Here is a 17,216-nt window from a genome sequence, read left to right as displayed (position 1 = left end):
CGAAGCCGCCCCGGCGGACGCCGGTTCGCGCCGCGCCGCGCACGCCACGCCACGCCACGCCGCGCCGCGCACGCCACGCCACGCCACGCCACGCCGCCAATTCTCGCCCGCGTACGATTCCGTCACGGACGTGCGGTACCATCGCGACACCCGCCAGGCGATCGCGCCCGATGCGGACCCGCGCCGCCCGGCAACCGGCGCGCGGGCCGCCGGACGCGTGACGGATATCCGGCCGATATCCGCGGGCCGCAGGCGGCGTGCCCCGGGAGACGGGTGCCGCCGCCCATGACAACGACAGACCGACAACAGACGGGCCCGCCCGACCGCACACGATGCTTTCCGACTTCGTCGCGCGCCTGCGCGAGCGCTTCAGCAAACCGCCCACCCGGCAGGACTTCGCCGAACGCCTGATCGCCGCGCTGCGCGCGACCGGCGACACGCGCGAGTGGCTTCACGAGGACGACAAGGGCCGTCTCGTGCAAGTCGATGTCCCGTCGAACGTCATCAACCTGCACAACCTGTTCCGCGACTACGCGGACGCGAAGCCCACCGAGCGCGAAGCGACGCTGCAGCGCCAGGCGAACGCGATGATGCAGCACGAGATTCCGGCGAACTTCGCGGACGTCCGCGCGCGGCTGCGCCCCGTGATCCGCAGCGCGACCGAGCGCGGCGCGGTCGCGCTGCAGCTCGCCGGGCAGCCGGGCGCGTCGGAAGTCGCGTTCCGGCCGCTGTGCGAGAACCTCGAGATCGGCATCGCGTACGACGGCGAGTTCAGCGTCGCGCGGCTGACGACCGCGCGGCTCGCCGAATGGGGCGTCAGCTTCGACGATGCCTGCGACATCGCGATCGACAACCTGCGCGGCGCGTCGTCGGCGCCGTGGGTCGCGTTGCGCGACGGCGTGTTCCTGTCGCAGTTCGGCGACTACTACGACGCGGCGCGGCTGCTGCTGACCGACCTGCTGCACCGCCAGCCGATCTCCGGCGCGCCGGTGGTGATGGCGCCGAACCGGGCCGTGCTGCTGCTCACCGGCGAGCGCAACACGGCCGGGCTCGCGACGATGGTCGAGCTCGCCGAACAGGCGCGCGCGCAGCCGCGCCCGCTGCCGCCGCTGATGCTGCGCTGGGACGGCGCCGCGTGGCGGAACTTCATCCCGGCAGGACTGGAAGCGAAGCTGCACGCGCTGCGCGTGGACGAACTCGCCGGCGACTACCAGGATCAGCGGACGCAGTTGGACGACCTGCACAAGCGGGACGGCACCGACATCTTCGTGGCGACATACACGGTGTACCGGCGGCAAAACGGCGAGCTGTTCAGCGTCGGCGTGTGGAGCGACGGCGTGCCGACGCTGCTGCCCGAGACGGACATCGTCGTGCTCTACCGGGAAGCGACGCGGCAGTCGGCGCACGTGCCGATGGCCGCGCTGCGCGACGCCTGCGGCGACCTGATGACGGCCACCGCGCATCGTCCGGTGCGGTATGAGGTGACGGGGTTTCCGGATGAAGCGCGGTTCGCGGCGCTGATCGCGCGGTTTCCGGCGGCGTGATGCGCGCTGGCGCGAGTCGGGGGCCGCGAGCCGGGGCCATGGATCGGCCCCGCCACGTGCCGGAACGACCGGCCGTGGCGGCCTGCCTGTCGTGAATGAAACGGGGGCGCGGCCCCCGGGTACCGCCGCCTGCCGTCAGATCCCCGCTTTCGGCGCGTTCAGGATGAGACGCAGCCCGAGCAGCGTGATCGCGCCGGCCGCGACGCGGTCGACCCACTTCTTCGCACGTAGATAGAGTTCGCGCGGCCGGCGGGTCGAGAAACACAGCGCGACGATCGTGTACCAGCCGAATTCGACGCCGAACACGAGCGGCGGCAGCGCCAGGTAGCACCACAGCGGCGGATGCTGCGGCAACAGCGCCGCGAAGATGCTGCCGTACCAGATCGCCGTCTTCGGGTTGCTCAGCTGGGTCGTGAGGCCGATCCAGAACGACTTGCGCGCGCTGCCGGCGACGCCGGCCTGCGAATCGTCCATCACGATCGGCCGGTCGGCGCCGCGCCAGATCTTCGACGCCATGTAGATCAGGTACGCACCGCCCGCCAGCTTGAGACCTACGTACAGCCATTCGACCGCCTGCAGCAGCGTATACAGGCCGGCCAGCGCGACGCCGCCGAACGCGATCCCGCCGACACCCATGCCGAGCGCGGTTGCCAGCCCGTCGCGGCGCGACAGCCCGATCGAATTGCGGGCGACCAGCACGAAACTCGGGCCCGGAATCATCGCGCCGAGCCACAGCGCGGCCAGAATGGCGAGTACGGCAGCCGATGCAGTCATCGAAGTCTCCTTGGTGAGCGACGCCGAAGCGCCGGCGCCTGCGTGTCGTAGCGTGTCGAATCCCGACGGTGAAGCCGATGATTCTGGCACGCTTCGCGGGCCGCCGGAAGCACCCGTGCGCTGCTATGCTGGCTGCCGTTCCCGCCATCGCGCGCCGTCACCCATGAACCACCCATGATCGAGATCCGCGCCGCCCGCTATCCCGACGATGCCGCCGCCGTCGAAGCGATCTTCCGCGAGTACCTCGCGAGCCCCACCGTCAGCCTCGCGTTCCAGGACTACGAGCCCGAACTCGCCGCGCTGCCGGGCAAGTACGCGGCGCCGCGCGGGCAACTGCTGCTCGCGTGGCACGGCGAGCGCGCGGTCGGCTGCGCGGCGTTTCGCGCAATCGACCCGACGACGTGCGAGATGAAGCGCGTGTACGTGCGTCCCGAAGCGCGCGGGCTGAACGTCGGCCGCCAGCTCGTCGAACGGCTGCTGCACGACGCGAAGGCGGCCGGTTATGCGCGGATGTGTCTCGACGTGCTGCCCGAATTCGTCGCCGCAAGGCAACTGTATGGTTCGCTCGGCTTCACGCCCGCGCCGCCCGTTGCGTTCAATCCGGTGCCCGGCACCGAGTTTCTCGGGCGGGATCTGTGATGGGCGCCACCGCACGCCGCGCCGTCCTTGCGCTGCTCGGCGCGCTGTCGTCCGGCGCACGGGCCGACGGCCTGCCGCAATCGATCGCGTCGCAACTGCCGTCCGGCTACCAGCCGCTCGTCGCCCAGGAAGGGCCGGACCTCGGCGACGGACGGCGCAGCTTTCTCGTCGTCGTGCATCGCATGGCCGATACGCGCGAGCAGCCGTCGCCCCGCCCGCTGCTGATCTTCGAGGGGCGGCCCGGCCACGCGTACCGGCTCGCCGCGCGCAACGACCACGTCGTCCTGCGCGCGAACGAAGGCGGCCAGTGCGATCCGTTCGATCCCGCAGACGCCGCCGACAGCGGCCTCTCGGTGAAAGGCCGCTATTTCACCGTGCAAAACTTCGTCGCGTGCGGCCAGCACTGGAGCGACTACGTGACGTTCCGCTACGACCCGCGCACGCACGGCTGGCTGTTCTCCAGCGAGATCTACACCGAATCGTCCCCGCTCGACGACAAGCCCGACGAAGTCACCGTCACGCGCGCCGATGCGCACCGGCCGGTGACGTTCGGCCAATGGCGGCGCAACGACTGAACAATCGTCGATGCACGATGTTCCGCCTCGCGCATCCGTACGACTCGCCTCCCCCCGCCAACGGGTCTACCATGGTCGCTCATCGCCGTTCGGGCGCGCCGGCGCGGCATGCGGCTTGCGCGCCCTCCTTCCCACGTTGAACCTGCGCAGGAGGACGTCATGACGCAACTCTTCGACGCGATCGTCATCGGTACGGGCCAGGCCGGGCCGCCGCTCGCCGCGCGGCTCGCGGGCGCCGGCATGAAAGTCGCGGTCGTCGAACGCGGCCGCTTCGGCGGCACCTGCGTGAACACCGGCTGCATTCCGACCAAGACGCTGATCGCGAGCGCGTACGCCGCGCAGCTCGCGCGGCGCGCCGGCGAATACGGCGTGTCGGTCGGCCCCGTCAGCGTCGACATGAAGGCCGTGAAGGCGCGCAAGGACCAGATCTCCGGGCGCTCGAACCACGGTGTCGAGCAATGGGTGCGCGGGCTCGACAACACGACCGTGTTTCAGGGTCATGCCCGGTTCGAGCGCCCTGACGCGGTGCGCGTGGGCGACGTTCTCCTCGAAGCCGGGCGCATCTTCATCAACGTCGGCGGGCGCGCGCAGATCCCGCCGATGCCGGGCCTCGACTCGGTGCCGTACCTCACCAACTCGACGATGATGGACGTCGACTTCCTGCCCGAGCATCTCGTGATCGTCGGCGGCAGCTACGTCGGGCTCGAATTCGGCCAGATGTATCGCCGCTTCGGCTCGCAGGTGACGATCGTCGAGAAAGGTTCGCGCCTGATCCGTCGCGAGGACGAGGACGTGTCGCAAGCCGTGCGCGAGATTCTCGTGAACGAAGGCATCGACGTGCAGCTCGACGCGAACTGCCTGACCGCACGGCGCGACGGCGACGGCGTCGCGGTCGGCCTCGACTGCACCGGCAGCCGCCGCGAGGTCGCGGGCTCGCACCTGCTGCTCGCGGTCGGCCGCGTGCCGAACACCGACGATCTCGGGCTCGAACGGGCCGGCGTCGCGACCGACGCGCGCGGCTACATCACGGTCGACGACCAGCTGCGCACCAGCGTGCCCGGCATCTGGGCGCTCGGCGACTGCAACGGACGCGGCGCCTTCACGCACACCGCGTACAACGATTACGAGATCGTCGCGGCGAACCTGCTCGACGGCGATCCGCGCAAGGTGTCCGACCGCATCACCGCGTACGCGATGTACATCGATCCGCCGCTCGGCCGCGTCGGCATGACGCTCGACGAAGCGAAGCAGACCGGCCGCCGGCTGCTGGTCGCCACGCGGCCGATGACGCGCGTCGGCCGCGCGGTCGAGAAAGGCGAGAGCCTCGGCTTCATGAAGGTGATCGTCGACGCGGACAGCCATGCGATTCTCGGTGCGTCGATCCTCGGCGTGACAGGCGACGAGGTCGTGCACGAGATGCTCGACGTGATGGCCGCCGGCGCGCCGTACACGACGATCAGCCGCGCGATGCACATCCACCCGACCGTATCGGAGCTCGTGCCGACGCTGCTGCAGGATCTGCATCCGGTCGAATGAACGACGGCGGACGCGCGCCTGTCCCGCGCGTCCGGTTCGTACGGGCGTTGCCGGCCGCGCGCCGGCGTCGCGCCATGTGCGAAGATGGCTGTTCGTCACGCCATCCGGAAGCGCCATGGACCGTCTGCAAACGATGCAGATCTACGTACAGATCGTCGAACGCGGCAACTTCACGCAGGCCGCCGATGCGTTGCAGCTGCATCGGCCGGCCGTCACCAAGGCCGTGCAGCAGCTCGAACAGGAACTCGGCATCCGGCTGCTGAACCGCAGCACGCGCCGCGTCAGCGTGACGGCCGAAGGCGAGGCGTTCCATGCGCGCTGCGTGCAGCTGCTCGGCAGCATCGACGATGCGTTCGCGTCGTTCCCGAAGCAGCGGGCCGTGCCGAAGGGCCGGCTGCGGCTCGATATCGCCGTCGCGCTCGCGAAGACGGTCATCATCCCGGCACTGCCCGAATTCCAGCAGCGCTATCCGCAGATCGAGCTCGTGCTCGGCGCCAGCGACCAGCCGGCCGACCTGATCGGCGAAGGCATCGACTGCGTCGTGCGGGTCGGCACGCTGAAGGATTCGAGCATGGTCGCGCGCACGGTCGGCGCGGTGCCGATGGTCACGTGCGCGTCGCCCGCGTATATCGTCCGCCACGGGCTGCCGCGCACGCTGGACGATCTCCGCGCGCATCGCGCGGTCAATTTCTTCACGGGCGCCAATCGCAGGATTCTCGAATGGACGTTCCGTCCGAACGGCGAGCGTGTCGATGTGAAGCTGCCGAGCAGCCTCCTCACGAACAACTCGGAAGCGCTGCTGTCGTGCGGGCTCGCCGGCCTCGGCATCGTGCACGCGCTGCGGCCCGCGCTGCAGCCGAGCATCGACGCGGGCCAGCTGATCGAGCTGCTGCCCGGCATTCCGGCCGAGCCGAAGCCCGTGTCGGTGATGTACCCGAACCGCGCGCACCTGCCCGACAAGGTGCGCGTGTTCATCGACTGGCTCACGGATCTGTTCGCCCGTCGTTATCCGGCATAACGCACGCTCACACGCACATTCGCACGCACACGCCTGCGCGGCGATTGTTATTCGACGAATAACAATCAGTGATTCCGTTGCGTGTTTATTCGGTACGGGCTGCCGCCTACAGTGCTCCTTCATCCCCACCCGTTCATCGAAGGAGTGCTCCATGTCCCGTATCGTTCGTTTCCATCGTATCGGCGGCCCCGACGTGCTGCAGATCGACACCGTCGACGTCCCCGCGCCCGGCCCCGGCGAAGTGCAGTTGCAGGTGAAGGCGATCGGCATCAACCGCGCGGAAGTCATGTACCGCAGCGGCGAATACACGATCCAGCCGCGTTTTCCCGCATCGCTCGGCTATGAAGCGTCGGGCGTCGTCGCCTCGGTCGGGCCCGACGTGACGGCGTTCGCCGCCGGCGACGCGGTGAGCGTCGTGCCGGCGTTCTCGTTCGCCGACTACGGAATGTATGGCGACGTGGTCAACGTGCCCGTGCATGCGCTCGTCCGGCATCCGGAGAACCTGTCGTTCGAGGAAGCCGCCGCGACCTGGATGATGTTCGTCACGGCCTGGGGCGCGCTGATCGAACTCGGCGGGCTCGAGCGCGGCGACGCCGTGCTGATCGGTGCCGCATCGAGCAGCGTCGGGCTCGCGGCGATCCAGGTCGCGAACCGGATCGGCGCGGTGCCGATCGCGCTGACGCGCAGCGCATCGAAGCGCCAGGCGCTGCTCGATGCGGGTGCCGCGCACGTGATCGCCGGCAGCCCGGCGGACCTGCCGCGGCAAGTCGCGGAACTGACGGGCGGCATCGGCGCGCGCCTCGCGTTCGATCCGGTCGGCGGGCCGGACGCGGCGAACCTGCTGCGCGCGCTGCGCACGAACGGCACGTTCTTCCAGTACGGTGCGCTCGACACGCGCGACATCCCGGTGCCGGTGATGGACCTGCTCGCGCGCCACCTGACGCTGCGCGGCTACGAGCTGTTCGAGATCACGGGCGACACGCAACGGCTCGAACGCGCGAAGCGCTTCATCGTCGACGGGCTCGCGGCCGGCGCGTTGAAGCCGTCGATCGACCGCACGTTCGCGTTCGACGACATCGCCGAAGCCCATCGGTACATGGAAGCCGGCGCGCAGGTCGGCAAGATCGTCGTCACCGTCTGAGCGTCGCGGCGACGGGCGTGCCGACCGGAAGCCGCGGTACGCCTCCGCGTGCCCGGGTCAGGTGGCGAAATACCGCGGCCGGTCGATGTCGGCCAGCAACCCGGGCTGCATCGGCGCCCAGTCGAGCCATGCCCGGGTGCGTTCGCTCGTTGCGGGCGCGTCCATCCCCGCGAACATCGCGAACCAGCCGAAATGTTCGCCGGCTTGCGCGCCCGATTTCGACACGACCGGCACGTTCAGCCGGCGGCCGATCACGGCCGCGATCTCGCGGAACGGCACGCCCGTAACCGGGGTGCGCTACGCGCAGCCGAACCGGGAACGCGTCGCGCGCTTCGCGGTGGGCGCGTTTCGCGCCGACATCGCACGCGGCGGTGCGACGCAGTCCGTGCAGGCGTTCGTCGACGAGATGCGCGCGACGAGCGCCGAGTTCGATGCGATGTGGCGCGACCACGACATCCATTCGCATGACGAAGGGACGAAGGAGATCCGTCATCCGCAGGCCGGCCGGATCGCGCTCGAATATTCGGCGTTCTCGGTGACCGGCCGTCCGGACCTGAACCTCGTGATCTTCACGCCTGCGACGCCGGCCGATCGTGCGCGCATCCGGGCGCTCGTCGCCGCGCGTGAACAGGCCCGCGAACCGGCCCGCGAACCGCACGCGCCGGCCGCCTAGCGGCGCGTCGAATTTACGCCCGGAATCGCCCTCGGAATCGCCCTCGGAATCGCACCCGGCACCGCACCCGGCACCGCACCCAAAACCGTCGCGCAGCCTGTGCGCCGGTGCCGCACGACCCGCCCCGACGGCCCCGCCCATCCGGCCCCGTCACGCGGCGCCGCGCCATCGCATTCCGCACTGATCCCCAGTCGAATATTTAATTTTCCCCTGGACCAGCGCGCCCTTACCCTTTCGGCATCGCATCACAGGGCCACCGGCCCCCTCTGGAGCATTCCGATGACCGACCTCGGCACCGCGCAAGCCGTTCCCCGCCCGCACGCGGCTTCCGTGTCCCATGGCGCGCTCGCGCTGCTGGTGCTGGCCGGCCTCAACCTGCGTCCGTTCCTGACCGCGTTCGGCCCCGTGCTCGACCTCGTGCGTGCCGACACGGGCCTCGGTTTCCGCGCGGCCGCGCTGCTGACCACGCTGCCGTTCGTGCTGATGGGTGTCGTCGCCGGCATCGGCGTCGGGCTCGCGCGGCGCGTCGGCGAGCAGCGCGCGCTGATCGCCGCGCTGGCGTTGATCGCCGCGGGGTGTACCGCGCGCCTGTGGACCGGCAGCAGCACCGGGCTGGTCGTTACGGCGATCGTCGCGGGTGCGGGCGTCGCGGTGGTCCAGTCGCTCGCGCCGGGCCTCGCGAAACGCTGGTTCGTCGACCGGCTGCCGCTCGCGATGGGCCTCTATTCGGCCGCGCTGGTCAGCGGCGGTGCGTTCGGCGCGGTCGCGAGCCCGTGGCTCGCCGCGCACGGCGGCTGGCACCTGTCGCTCGCCGTCTGGGCCGTGCCCGCGCTCGTCACGCTCGCGCTGTGGCGCGCGAAGGCGCCGCGCGATGGGACGCATGCGGCGGCGGCATCGGCGCCCGTCACCGCGTTCGTACGCGTTCCGCGTGCTTGGCAACTCGCGCTGTTCTTCGGTCTCAGCAACAGCGGCTACGCGAGCCTCGTCGCGTGGCTGCCCGCGTTCTATCGCAGTGTCGGCATGAACCCGCAGGCGAGCGGCAACCTGCTCGCGTGGATGGCGCTGTTCCAGGCGGCCGGCGCGCTTGCGATGCCGATGCTCGCGAAACGTTCGCGCGATCGCCGGCCGGTGCTGTGGCTCACGCTCGCGTTGCAGACGGCCGGCTTCATCGGCTTCGCGACGATGCCCGCGCTCGCGCCGTGGGTGTGGGTCGCGAGCGTCGGCGTCGGGCTCGGCGGCTTCTTCTCGATGAGCCTGATCGTCACGCTCGATCACCTGCCCGATGCGCGGCGCGCGGGCGCGCTCGCCGCGTTCGTGCAGGGCATCGGCTTCCTGACCGTCGCCGCGAGCCCGTGGTTGATCGGCTGGCTGCGCGACGCCGGCGGCGGCTTCGCGATCGCGTGGTGGATGCATATCGGCGTGATCGCATCGATGGCCGTGTTGAACGCCACGTTCTCGCCCGCCGGCTACCGGCGCGGCATGGCGCGCGTCACCGGCGCCGCGCCCTGACACCGAACCACCGGATTCCCTGATCCGGACGGCCGCCGGCATCTTCCGGCGCTCGTCCAGCCGCCCGCGCATGGCCGGGCGCGGGCCGTCACGCCCATCGGCCGCCGCTTGCTTCACCCCAGACAACATCGATCGGTATGGAGACAATCATGAAAAAACTCGTCATCGCCGTCGCGCTCGCGCTGACGGCCGGCGCCGCCGCCGCGAAAGACCCGGCCGTCCTGCGCCTCGGCGTCGATCCCAGCTACGCGCCGTTCGAATCGCTCGCCCCCGACGGCAAGCTCGTCGGCTTCGACATCGATCTCGGCAACGCGATCTGCGAACGCATGAAGGTGCGCTGCGTGTGGGTCGAGAACGCCTTCGACGGGATGATCCCGGCGCTGAAGGCGCGCAAGTTCGACGGCGTGCTGTCGTCGATGAGCGTGACCGAGAAGCGCCTCGCGCAGATCGCGTTCACCGACAAGATCAACAACGTGCCGCCGCGCCTGGTCGCGCGACGCGGTTCGAACCTGCAGCCGACGGCCGAGTCGCTGGCCGGCAAGACGGTCGGCATCGAGCAGGGGACGACGCAGGAAACCTATGCGCGCACGTACTGGGAACCGAAGGGTGTGATCGTGCGCACGTACCAGACGCAGGATCTCGTCTATCAGGATCTGATTTCCGGTCGCCTCGACGCATCGCTGCAGTCGTCGGTGCAGGCCGATCTCGGGTTCCTGAAGACCGCGAAGGGCACGAACTTCGAATTCGCGGGGCCGGCGCTGCACGATCCGAAGACACTCGGCGTCGGGTCCGCGATCGGCGTGCGCAAGGATGACGACGCGCTGCGCACGCAGATCAACCAGGCGCTCGCGAGCCTGATTCAGGACGGCACGTATCAGCGGATCGCGAGGAGATATTTCTCGTTCGACATTTACAACTGACGGACGCCGCCGGCCGCGACTGGTTGCCACCGGTCGCGGCCGGCGGCCCATGCGCGCGTCGGCACGGTCGTGTTCCGTTCATACCCCTATCTACAGCGCGAACGCGTTCCGTTATGGTGATCGAAGCCGGACAACCGACGGTTTCGAAGACCATGCCACCGCCTGGCCGTTCATTGATCGGCATGCTGATCGTCGCGCCGTTGACGGTCGGCATTGCCGGCTGCGACAAGCAAATCGATACGCTACCGATCACAGCGGCCGTCGGATACCGGCAAGGGCACCGTGTGTCGTTGAACCCGCAACAGCGCGCGGTCCTCGCGCAGTGGATCGACGCCCATCGAAACGGCTGGCACGGGCTCATGGAAACGCCCCCTTTTCCGTCCATCGGCATCTCCGTCGACTACACGGAAGGCCGTTACGGCTCATTCGAGATCTGGCAAGACACGGGCAACGGTGGCGGTGTCGTCTATCGCTACCTCCACGATCACACCCCGGGAGCCAAGCCCGTACCGCCGTTGAAACGACGCGTGTCCGAACCGGACGTGCAAGCGTTTCGTGCCATTGTGGACAATCCCGCCAACTAGCCGCATCGCCCGCTGCACGGGTCCTGCCGGGCGGCCGCCCGATCGTTTGCGGACACCGCACCCCCGGCGCACAATACGCGCGTGAATCTCTCCCGAGGTTGCGCAACATGGCCCACTTCCAGCCCGATGGATGGCATACCGTCACGCCCCGCATCGTCGTGCCCGATCCGGAACACCTGATCGCCTTCATCAAGGTGGTCTTTCACGCTCGCGGCGAATTCCGTTCAGGACTGCCTGCCGAAATCAGGATCGGCGATTCCGTCGTGATGGTGAGCGGCGGCGACGGGCTGCGCGAGCCGATGCCGGCATTTCTCTACGTCTACGTGGAGGACACCGATGCGACCTATCGGCGAGCGATTGCCGCACACGCGACTTCGCTCGACATACCGGCCGACCTGCCCTACGGCGACCGGCGCGCGATGGTCAGGGATCCGTGGGGAAACACATGGCAGATCGCCACGCATCAGCGCGATCTCCCGGTTGACGAGATCCGGGCACGACTGGCCGACAGCGACTAGCAGACGGTCGGGACCGCGGACGCTTCGGCCGAGTCCGGATCGGCGCAGGCGGCGTGGCCGCGACGATCGGCACGCCGTTCGCCACGACAACGCCTCCACCGTTCACCCTCGCCCGCTGTCGCAATCGTTCAGATTCGCGTCGCGTGCAGATAAAACTTCCGCGCCGCGCCCGCCGTTAACCCGTTCGCAATCCCGGCGCCCCGCATTGCGACGCGGCGCCCGTCGTCGTTCGTGATCCGGAATCCACATCCGCCGTCAGCCGCCCGTCGGGCCGCCGGCAAGGGAACGTCATGCGAAAACTCACCATCCGCGGCGGACTCGTCGCGACCATCGCCGGCTATACGGCGCTGCTCGTGCTGGTCGTCGGCGCGTGCATCGCCGCCCTCTACGCCGGCAACGGCTCGCTCGAAGCGATGTATCGCGACGACACCGCGTCGCTGCTGCACCTGAAGACCAGCTCGGAGCGCATGCTCGTGCTGCGAGAACGCGTGAGCGACGTCGCGCAGATCATCAGCGCCGGCCAGCCCGCGAAGGCGGAAATCGCGCAACTCCACACGCTCCTCAAGCAGAGCGACGACGAACTCGACGCGTACGCGCGGCTGCATGCGCGCGACGCCGACGAGCAGGCACGGTTCGATACGCTGCAACAGCGCCGTCGCACGTTGCTCGATCAGGTGTTTCTGAAAGCGATGTCGCAACTCGACCACGACAACGCATTCGACTTCCTCGACACGCACCGCACCGCGCCGCCGGCACTCTTCACCGCCTACCAGGAAGCGATCGATGCGCTCGAATCGTTCCAGGTCGCGCGCCAGAAGGCGCGCTACGAGGCGGCCGGCGAGCGCTTCCACCGGATCGTGTGGGCCATGGCGGCGGTCGCCGCTTTCGCGCTGATCGTCGGCGTCCTGGCGCAGCGCGTGCTCGCGAAGGCGATCATCGCGCCGATCCATCTCGCCGTCGCGCATTTCGACAGGATCTCGACAGGCGACCTGACCGGCACGGTCGTCATTCCCGGCGAAAACGAAATGGCGTATCTGTTGAATGCGTTGAAGCGCATGCAGGACGGCCTCGTCGACACCGTGACCCAGGTACGCACGAGCACCGAGACGATCGTCGGCGACGTGCGCACGATCGCGAGCGGCAACGTCGACCTGTCCGCGCGCACGGAGCAGCAGGCCGTTTCGCTGCAACAGGCCGCGGCGAGCGTGGAGCAACTGACGGCAACCGTGCGCCAGAACGCGGACAACGCACGCGATGCACGCACTTACGCCGAGGGGGCGGCCGGCATCGCCGCGAAAGGCGGAGACGCGATGCAGCGCGTCGTCGACACGATGTCGGCGATATCACACAGCTCCGCGCGGATCTCCGGCATCGTCGGCGTGATCGAAAGCATCGCATTCCAGACCAACATCCTCGCGTTGAACGCCGCCGTCGAAGCGGCGCGCGCGGGCGAACAGGGGCGCGGTTTCGCCGTCGTTGCAACCGAAGTACGCGGGCTCGCGCAGCGCTGCGCGTCGGCGGCGAAGGAGATTCGCGAACTCATCGGCAATTCGACGCAGCGCGTCGAAGACGGCAGCGGCCTCGTCGCGCTCGCCGGCTCGGCGATGGCCGAACTCGTCGTCGCGGTCGAACGCGTGAACGCGATCATGGGCGAAACGAGCATCGCATTCGACGAGCAGTCGGCCGGCATCGAGCAGGTGAATGCGGCGGTGGTCCAGATGGAACAGACAATGCAGCGCAACGCCGCGCTGGTCGAGGAAGCGGCCGCCGCGGCGCTGTCGCTCGAGGATCAGGGCGCGCGGCTCAGCGATGCCGTCGCGCAATTCCGTCTTCGAGACGCGGCGGCGGCGTGATGCAACCGGCCCGGGTCGGCCCGGATCGGGTCCGGGCGGCCTTGCCGAAACGGCACGACACCCGAGCCGCGGCTCGGCGTCGTGGCCGGCAAAGTTGGACAGTCCGGTGTGCGGTTCGCGACTAGACCGCCCGCTCCAGCAGGTCGGTTGCGAAGGACTTCGCATGCGCGACGGCCTCCTGCGCATCGGGGAATACACCGAGCTGCTCCCAATGCTCTTCGGCCGCGTAGGTTCCCCTCACCGCCAGCGCCCGCTGAACGCGCAACTGCGCCGCGTATCTGCCGTCGTCCAGCGGCCGGGCCGTCGCGACGACCTTGTGCGGCGGGCTCGCTCGCTCCGGCTGAACCAGCTCGACGGAGCCACCGGCCAGGCCGATCGTCATCAACTCGTTCCTGGCCTTGCAGTCCGGGCAGTAGAAGCACCATCCCGCGTCATCCTGAAGGGTCCTGACCTGCCCGCGCGCCAGCACGGCACGACATTCAACGTTCTCGCAGATGAACGGCATAGCAGTCTCCGAAGTTGTTTGAGAGAAATCCTAGCATGTCCGTCGGCGGCGAAACCAGAAAAAAAGCCGGCCCCAAAAGGGCCGACCTGGGCCGGCCTTGCCGACAGCGCACCACGCAAATGTCTGCCCGCGCGGCATCGCTCAGTAGTGACTGCGCCCCCACAGCGTCTTCGGCTCGTCGAGCAGGCGCCGCAACCCGCTGCGCTCGATCGTGGTCTCCGCGACCTCCATCACGCGCTCGAGAATCTCGTTCTCGTCGACCGACAGCACGCGACGATCCTCCATCAGCACGCGTCCGCCGACCATCGTCATGCACACGTCGGCCGCATTCGCGAAACACGTCACGCGATACACGGGCATGTTCATCGGCATCATGTGCGGGCGGAACAGGTCGACGAGGATGATGTCGGCGAGCTTGCCTGCTTCGAGCGAGCCGATCTCGTGATCGAGCGACAGCGCCTTCGCCGCGTCGATCGTCACCATCTCCAGCACCTTGCCGTGCGGCAGCACGTCCGGGTCGCGGAAGTGGCGGCGATGGTAATGCATGCACTGCCACATGTGGCGGAACATGTCGTAGCCGCGATCGGGCGCCGCGCCGTCCGACGCGATCGCGACCGTCACGCCCGCATCGATCAGTTCGGGCACCGGGCAGCGGCCGATGATCGACATGATCGCGCTCGGGTTGTGGATGATCGCGGTGCCGGTTTCCACGCATGCCGCGATGTCGTCGTCGGTCAGGTCGATGCTGTGCGACATGAACGAAGTCGGGCCGAGCAGCCCGAGCTCGCGATGCGCGAACGCGAGCGTGCCGGCGCGATGTCCGTCCTGCGTGAACGTCAGGCCGCGCTCGCGCGCCAGCGCGCCGTAGCGCGCCGCCTGGTCGCGGAACTCGCGCTCGTACTGCGCGAGTTCGGGGTCGTGCTCGGGCCCGTACACCGGCAGCGTCACCGCGATCCTGATCCGGCCGTCGGCATCGCCGTGGCATGCGTCGACGATGCGCTCGCACACGTCGTACATCGTGTCGAAATCGATGTCGCGCGTCTCGCTGCCGTGCGGCATGTGGCGCGTGTAAGCACGCGGGGCAGGCGGGCGCGACGGGCCGACTGCAACGATCGAGCGCGTGCCGGTGCGCACCACGGCATCGCAATGGCGCCGCGCGTAGACGGGATCGTCGACGCGCATGATCGAGTTGCCGCCGCCGAGCAGCGACACGCCCGTCGTCACGCCGGCCTTCAGCCGCTCGAGCGCCGCGAGGTGCGATTCGGTTTCCCAGAACGCTTCATCCGATGCGCGCGTGTAGATCGTCTCGGCCGCGGCCGACCACGCATCGCCGTCCGCGCCGCCGATCGTGCGCAGCATCGCGTGACCCGCGTGCGCATGCGAATCGATCAGGCCCGGCAGCACGGCCTTGCGCCGCGCATCGATCGTGCGTGCGGCACGGTAGCGTGCCTGCAATTCGGCGGTGTCGCCGACGGCGACGATGCGATCGCCCTTCACGGCCACCGCGCCGTTCTCGATCACGCGCCGCCGCGGGTCCATCGTGATCACGCAGCCGTTCGCGATCAGGGTATCGATCGCTTCGCGCCGGTTGTCGGCCTTGTCCTCGGTCGTCATCGCCAGGTGTCCTGTCTTAATTTGAAATAGTTCGGGAGCCGCCGGGCGGCTGCCCGGCGGCTCGACGTCGGCATGGCGGTCGTGTCGTCACGCGGAGCGGACCGGCGCCGCCACCCGCGCCTTCAGCTTGCGCTGCGCCGCGCTGATCGCGATGAACACCACCGCGTTCACCGCGAGTGCGACCAGCCCGGGGTTGATCGACGTCAGCGTGCTCGACGCGCCGGGGAACAGCGATGCGAGCGTCACGCCGTAGTAGTTCGTCATCGCGATCACGATCGCACCGGCGACGATCCCCGCGAACGCGCCTTCCCGCGTGCCGAACGGCCGCTTCAGGAAGCTCGACGCGAGCATCGGCACGAGCTGCGTGAGCAGGCTCGACGAGAAGATCGCGAGCGTGACGAAGGTGGCGCCGCCGCGCAGCACGAAGTACACGACGACCAGCGTGAAGATCGGCAACGCGATCCGCGCGACGCGCGTCACCTCGCGATCGGTCGCATTCGGCGCGAAGCCTTCGCGGTAGATGTTGCGCGCGATCGTCGTCGATGCGTTCAGCATGATCAGCGAGCCCGGCACCAGCGCGGTCAGCAGGCCGGTGCCGCCGACGATGCCGACGAACCACGCGGGGAACGTCTGCTTCACGAGACGCAGCAGCGCGAGGTCGGTCTGCGCGCCTTCGAGCCCGTGCACCGTCATCACGGCCGCGAAGCCGACGAGGAACAGGAACGCGATCAGCACCTGGTACAGCGGCATCAGGATCACGTTGCGGCGCAGCGCGCGTTCGTCCTTCGCGACGTAGATCGCGGTGAAGCCGTGCGGGTACAGGTAATAGCCGAGCGACGTGAGCAGGATCGTCGAGTTGTACCAGCTCAGGTTGAAGCCGTGCTCGGGCATGCGCAGCAGTTCGGGATGCGCGGCGTCGATCTTCGCGAACATCTCGCCGAGGCCGCCGTAGTAATGCATCGGCAGGTACAGACCGAGGAAGATCGCGATCGCGAGGATCAGCACGTCCTTGAAGATCGCGATGCTCGCCGAGCCGTGGATGCCCGACACGACCATGTAGACCGCCATCAGCGTCGCGGCGATCCAGATCGCGGCCGCTTGCGGAATCAGCCCGTACGACATCTCGGACACGATCACGCCGAGGCCGCGCAGCTGGATCATCAGCAGCGACACCATCGCGAACACGGCCACCACCGACACCAGCACGCCGATCGCGCGGCTGTCGTACTTCGACGCGAAGTAATCGGCGAACGACACGAGCCCGTGCGCCTTTGCGTAGCGCCACACCGCGGGCAGCATCCAGTAGCCGATCACGAACGCGAGGCAGCCGTACGACAGGATGTAGAACGCGGGCACGCCCTTGCTGTAGGTCCAGCCGCTCGCGCCGAGGAACGAGAACGTCGAGAACGCCTCGCCGGCCATCAGCAGGAACGTGAGCAGCGAGCCGAAACCGCGCCCGCCGACCGCCCACTGTTCGAGCGTGAGCTTGCGGCCGCGCCGCGCCATCACGCCGATCGCGAGCGCGAACACGGCGAACGCCGCGATGATGATGATCGAAGCGTTCATCGCGCGTCTCCCGTGCGGGCGCCGCGGACCTTGTCGCACTCACCGCGCTCGCCGCGCTCGCCGCGCTCGTCGAGGTGGAACAGGATCGCGAGGATCGCGGCGGTCGCCGCCATCCAGATCAGGTTCCACACGAGCAGGAACGGCAGGCCGAACAGCAGCGGCCGCACCTCGGCGATCGAGCCGCCGGTGTACATCCCGACGAACGGCAACGCCGCCAGCAACAGTTTGAATTTCATCTATGTCTCCT

The 17,216-nt window shown here is 68.8% G+C and carries 16 protein-coding genes and 2 pseudogenes; 12 read left to right on the top strand and 6 right to left on the bottom strand.

The genetic code is table 11. From position 1 onward, the window contains the following. The first annotated feature begins 332 nt into the window (after window positions 1-332). Complete coding sequence (locus tag U5771_RS30130; protein WP_322027349.1) at window positions 333-1,544, top strand: hypothetical protein; 1,212 nt, start codon at window positions 333-335, stop codon at window positions 1,542-1,544. 135 nt (window positions 1,545-1,679) lie between these two features. Here U5771_RS30130 and U5771_RS30125 read toward each other — a convergent pair whose 3' ends face one another. Beyond that, entirely contained in the window at window positions 1,680-2,318 is a 639-nt protein-coding gene (locus tag U5771_RS30125; RefSeq protein WP_322027348.1) for a LysE family translocator, read from the bottom strand. Window positions 2,319-2,492: 174 nt separating this feature from the next. Between U5771_RS30125 and U5771_RS30120 the strand changes: the two genes are divergently transcribed. The 5 genes from U5771_RS30120 to U5771_RS30100 all read left to right on the top strand — a co-directional run bounded on the left by U5771_RS30120 (window position 2,493) and on the right by U5771_RS30100 (window position 7,227). Next, window positions 2,493-2,957 carry a GNAT family N-acetyltransferase gene (locus tag U5771_RS30120; protein WP_322027347.1) on the top strand — a complete coding sequence of 155 codons (465 nt, stop codon included), beginning with the start codon at window positions 2,493-2,495 and terminating at the stop codon, window positions 2,955-2,957. Continuing rightward, window positions 2,957-3,532, top strand: coding sequence for a hypothetical protein (locus U5771_RS30115; RefSeq protein WP_322027346.1), 576 nt, complete (start codon window positions 2,957-2,959; stop codon window positions 3,530-3,532). The genes U5771_RS30120 and U5771_RS30115 overlap by 1 nt, the downstream gene beginning before the upstream one ends. 159 nt (window positions 3,533-3,691) lie before the next feature. After that, window positions 3,692-5,068 carry an FAD-containing oxidoreductase gene (locus tag U5771_RS30110; RefSeq protein WP_322027345.1) on the top strand — a complete coding sequence of 459 codons (1,377 nt, stop codon included), beginning with the start codon at window positions 3,692-3,694 and terminating at the stop codon, window positions 5,066-5,068. A gap of 115 nt (window positions 5,069-5,183) precedes the next feature. Further along, a complete protein-coding gene (locus U5771_RS30105) occupies window positions 5,184-6,086 on the top strand; it encodes a LysR family transcriptional regulator (RefSeq protein WP_322027344.1) in 903 nt (300 codons plus the stop codon). 151 nt (window positions 6,087-6,237) lie between these two features. Then, on the top strand, window positions 6,238-7,227 hold the full coding sequence (locus tag U5771_RS30100; RefSeq protein ID WP_322027343.1) for a zinc-dependent alcohol dehydrogenase family protein: 990 nt from the start codon (window positions 6,238-6,240) through the stop codon (window positions 7,225-7,227). Between the two features lie 57 nt (window positions 7,228-7,284). On the opposite strand, the pseudogene U5771_RS30095 reads toward U5771_RS30100, so the two are convergent. Then, window positions 7,285-7,512: pseudogene (locus U5771_RS30095) on the bottom strand (3-beta hydroxysteroid dehydrogenase); the annotation flags it as partial. Between the two features lie 4 nt (window positions 7,513-7,516). On the opposite strand from U5771_RS30095, the pseudogene U5771_RS30090 reads away from it, so the two are divergent. From U5771_RS30090 to U5771_RS30065, 6 genes and pseudogenes are all read left to right on the top strand, one after another. After that, window positions 7,517-7,900, top strand: a pseudogene (locus tag U5771_RS30090) (transcriptional regulator); the annotation flags it as partial. A gap of 279 nt (window positions 7,901-8,179) precedes the next feature. Continuing rightward, window positions 8,180-9,409: a cyanate transporter gene (locus U5771_RS30085; protein WP_322027342.1), complete on the top strand. Its 1,230-nt coding sequence runs from the start codon at window positions 8,180-8,182 to the stop codon at window positions 9,407-9,409. 149 nt (window positions 9,410-9,558) lie between these two features. Next, window positions 9,559-10,329 carry an ABC transporter substrate-binding protein gene (locus U5771_RS30080; protein ID WP_322027341.1) on the top strand — a complete coding sequence of 257 codons (771 nt, stop codon included), beginning with the start codon at window positions 9,559-9,561 and terminating at the stop codon, window positions 10,327-10,329. 113 nt (window positions 10,330-10,442) lie between these two features. Next, a complete protein-coding gene (locus U5771_RS30075) occupies window positions 10,443-10,913 on the top strand; it encodes a hypothetical protein (RefSeq protein WP_322027340.1) in 471 nt (156 codons plus the stop codon). Between the two features lie 107 nt (window positions 10,914-11,020). After that, a complete protein-coding gene (locus tag U5771_RS30070; RefSeq protein ID WP_322027339.1) occupies window positions 11,021-11,431 on the top strand; it encodes a VOC family protein in 411 nt (136 codons plus the stop codon). Window positions 11,432-11,721: 290 nt separating this feature from the next. Further along, window positions 11,722-13,284 carry a methyl-accepting chemotaxis protein gene (locus U5771_RS30065; RefSeq protein ID WP_322027338.1) on the top strand — a complete coding sequence of 521 codons (1,563 nt, stop codon included), beginning with the start codon at window positions 11,722-11,724 and terminating at the stop codon, window positions 13,282-13,284. A gap of 121 nt (window positions 13,285-13,405) precedes the next feature. Here U5771_RS30065 and U5771_RS30060 read toward each other — a convergent pair whose 3' ends face one another. From U5771_RS30060 to U5771_RS30045, 4 genes are all read right to left on the bottom strand, one after another. Then, window positions 13,406-13,789 (bottom strand): hypothetical protein, encoded by a 384-nt coding sequence (locus tag U5771_RS30060; protein WP_322027337.1) that lies wholly within the window; start codon window positions 13,787-13,789, stop codon window positions 13,406-13,408. 141 nt (window positions 13,790-13,930) lie between these two features. Next, window positions 13,931-15,403 carry an amidohydrolase family protein gene (locus tag U5771_RS30055; protein ID WP_322027336.1) on the bottom strand — a complete coding sequence of 491 codons (1,473 nt, stop codon included), beginning with the start codon at window positions 15,401-15,403 and terminating at the stop codon, window positions 13,931-13,933. Between the two features lie 87 nt (window positions 15,404-15,490). Beyond that, complete coding sequence (locus U5771_RS30050; protein ID WP_322027335.1) at window positions 15,491-16,969, bottom strand: sodium:solute symporter; 1,479 nt, start codon at window positions 16,967-16,969, stop codon at window positions 15,491-15,493. After that, a complete protein-coding gene (locus tag U5771_RS30045; protein WP_322027334.1) occupies window positions 16,966-17,205 on the bottom strand; it encodes a DUF3311 domain-containing protein in 240 nt (79 codons plus the stop codon). The genes U5771_RS30050 and U5771_RS30045 overlap by 4 nt, the downstream gene beginning before the upstream one ends. Window positions 17,206-17,216: the final 11 nt, after the last annotated feature.

The sequence above is a fragment of the Burkholderia sp. BCC1977 genome, from assembly GCF_905339595.1.
Lineage (GTDB): Bacteria > Pseudomonadota > Gammaproteobacteria > Burkholderiales > Burkholderiaceae > Burkholderia.
This window is presented reverse-complemented; position numbering and strand designations above follow the sequence as displayed.

Excerpts from the sequence above, each read along its gene's own strand:
- U5771_RS30130 (WP_322027349.1), top strand. The coding sequence starts at position 333 with ATGCTTTCCGACTTCGTCGCGCGCCTGCGCGAGCGCTTCAGCAAACCG.
- U5771_RS30125 (WP_322027348.1), bottom strand. The coding sequence starts at position 2,318 with ATGACTGCATCGGCTGCCGTACTCGCCATTCTGGCCGCGCTGTGGCTC.
- U5771_RS30120 (WP_322027347.1), top strand. The coding sequence starts at position 2,493 with ATGATCGAGATCCGCGCCGCCCGCTATCCCGACGATGCCGCCGCCGTC.
- U5771_RS30115 (WP_322027346.1), top strand. The coding sequence starts at position 2,957 with ATGGGCGCCACCGCACGCCGCGCCGTCCTTGCGCTGCTCGGCGCGCTG.
- U5771_RS30110 (WP_322027345.1), top strand. The coding sequence starts at position 3,692 with ATGACGCAACTCTTCGACGCGATCGTCATCGGTACGGGCCAGGCCGGG.
- U5771_RS30105 (WP_322027344.1), top strand. The coding sequence starts at position 5,184 with ATGGACCGTCTGCAAACGATGCAGATCTACGTACAGATCGTCGAACGC.
- U5771_RS30100 (WP_322027343.1), top strand. The coding sequence starts at position 6,238 with ATGTCCCGTATCGTTCGTTTCCATCGTATCGGCGGCCCCGACGTGCTG.
- U5771_RS30085 (WP_322027342.1), top strand. The coding sequence starts at position 8,180 with ATGACCGACCTCGGCACCGCGCAAGCCGTTCCCCGCCCGCACGCGGCT.
- U5771_RS30080 (WP_322027341.1), top strand. The coding sequence starts at position 9,559 with ATGAAAAAACTCGTCATCGCCGTCGCGCTCGCGCTGACGGCCGGCGCC.
- U5771_RS30075 (WP_322027340.1), top strand. The coding sequence starts at position 10,443 with ATGGTGATCGAAGCCGGACAACCGACGGTTTCGAAGACCATGCCACCG.
- U5771_RS30070 (WP_322027339.1), top strand. The coding sequence starts at position 11,021 with ATGGCCCACTTCCAGCCCGATGGATGGCATACCGTCACGCCCCGCATC.
- U5771_RS30065 (WP_322027338.1), top strand. The coding sequence starts at position 11,722 with ATGCGAAAACTCACCATCCGCGGCGGACTCGTCGCGACCATCGCCGGC.
- U5771_RS30060 (WP_322027337.1), bottom strand. The coding sequence starts at position 13,789 with ATGCCGTTCATCTGCGAGAACGTTGAATGTCGTGCCGTGCTGGCGCGC.
- U5771_RS30055 (WP_322027336.1), bottom strand. The coding sequence starts at position 15,403 with ATGACGACCGAGGACAAGGCCGACAACCGGCGCGAAGCGATCGATACC.
- U5771_RS30050 (WP_322027335.1), bottom strand. The coding sequence starts at position 16,969 with ATGAACGCTTCGATCATCATCATCGCGGCGTTCGCCGTGTTCGCGCTC.
- U5771_RS30045 (WP_322027334.1), bottom strand. The coding sequence starts at position 17,205 with ATGAAATTCAAACTGTTGCTGGCGGCGTTGCCGTTCGTCGGGATGTAC.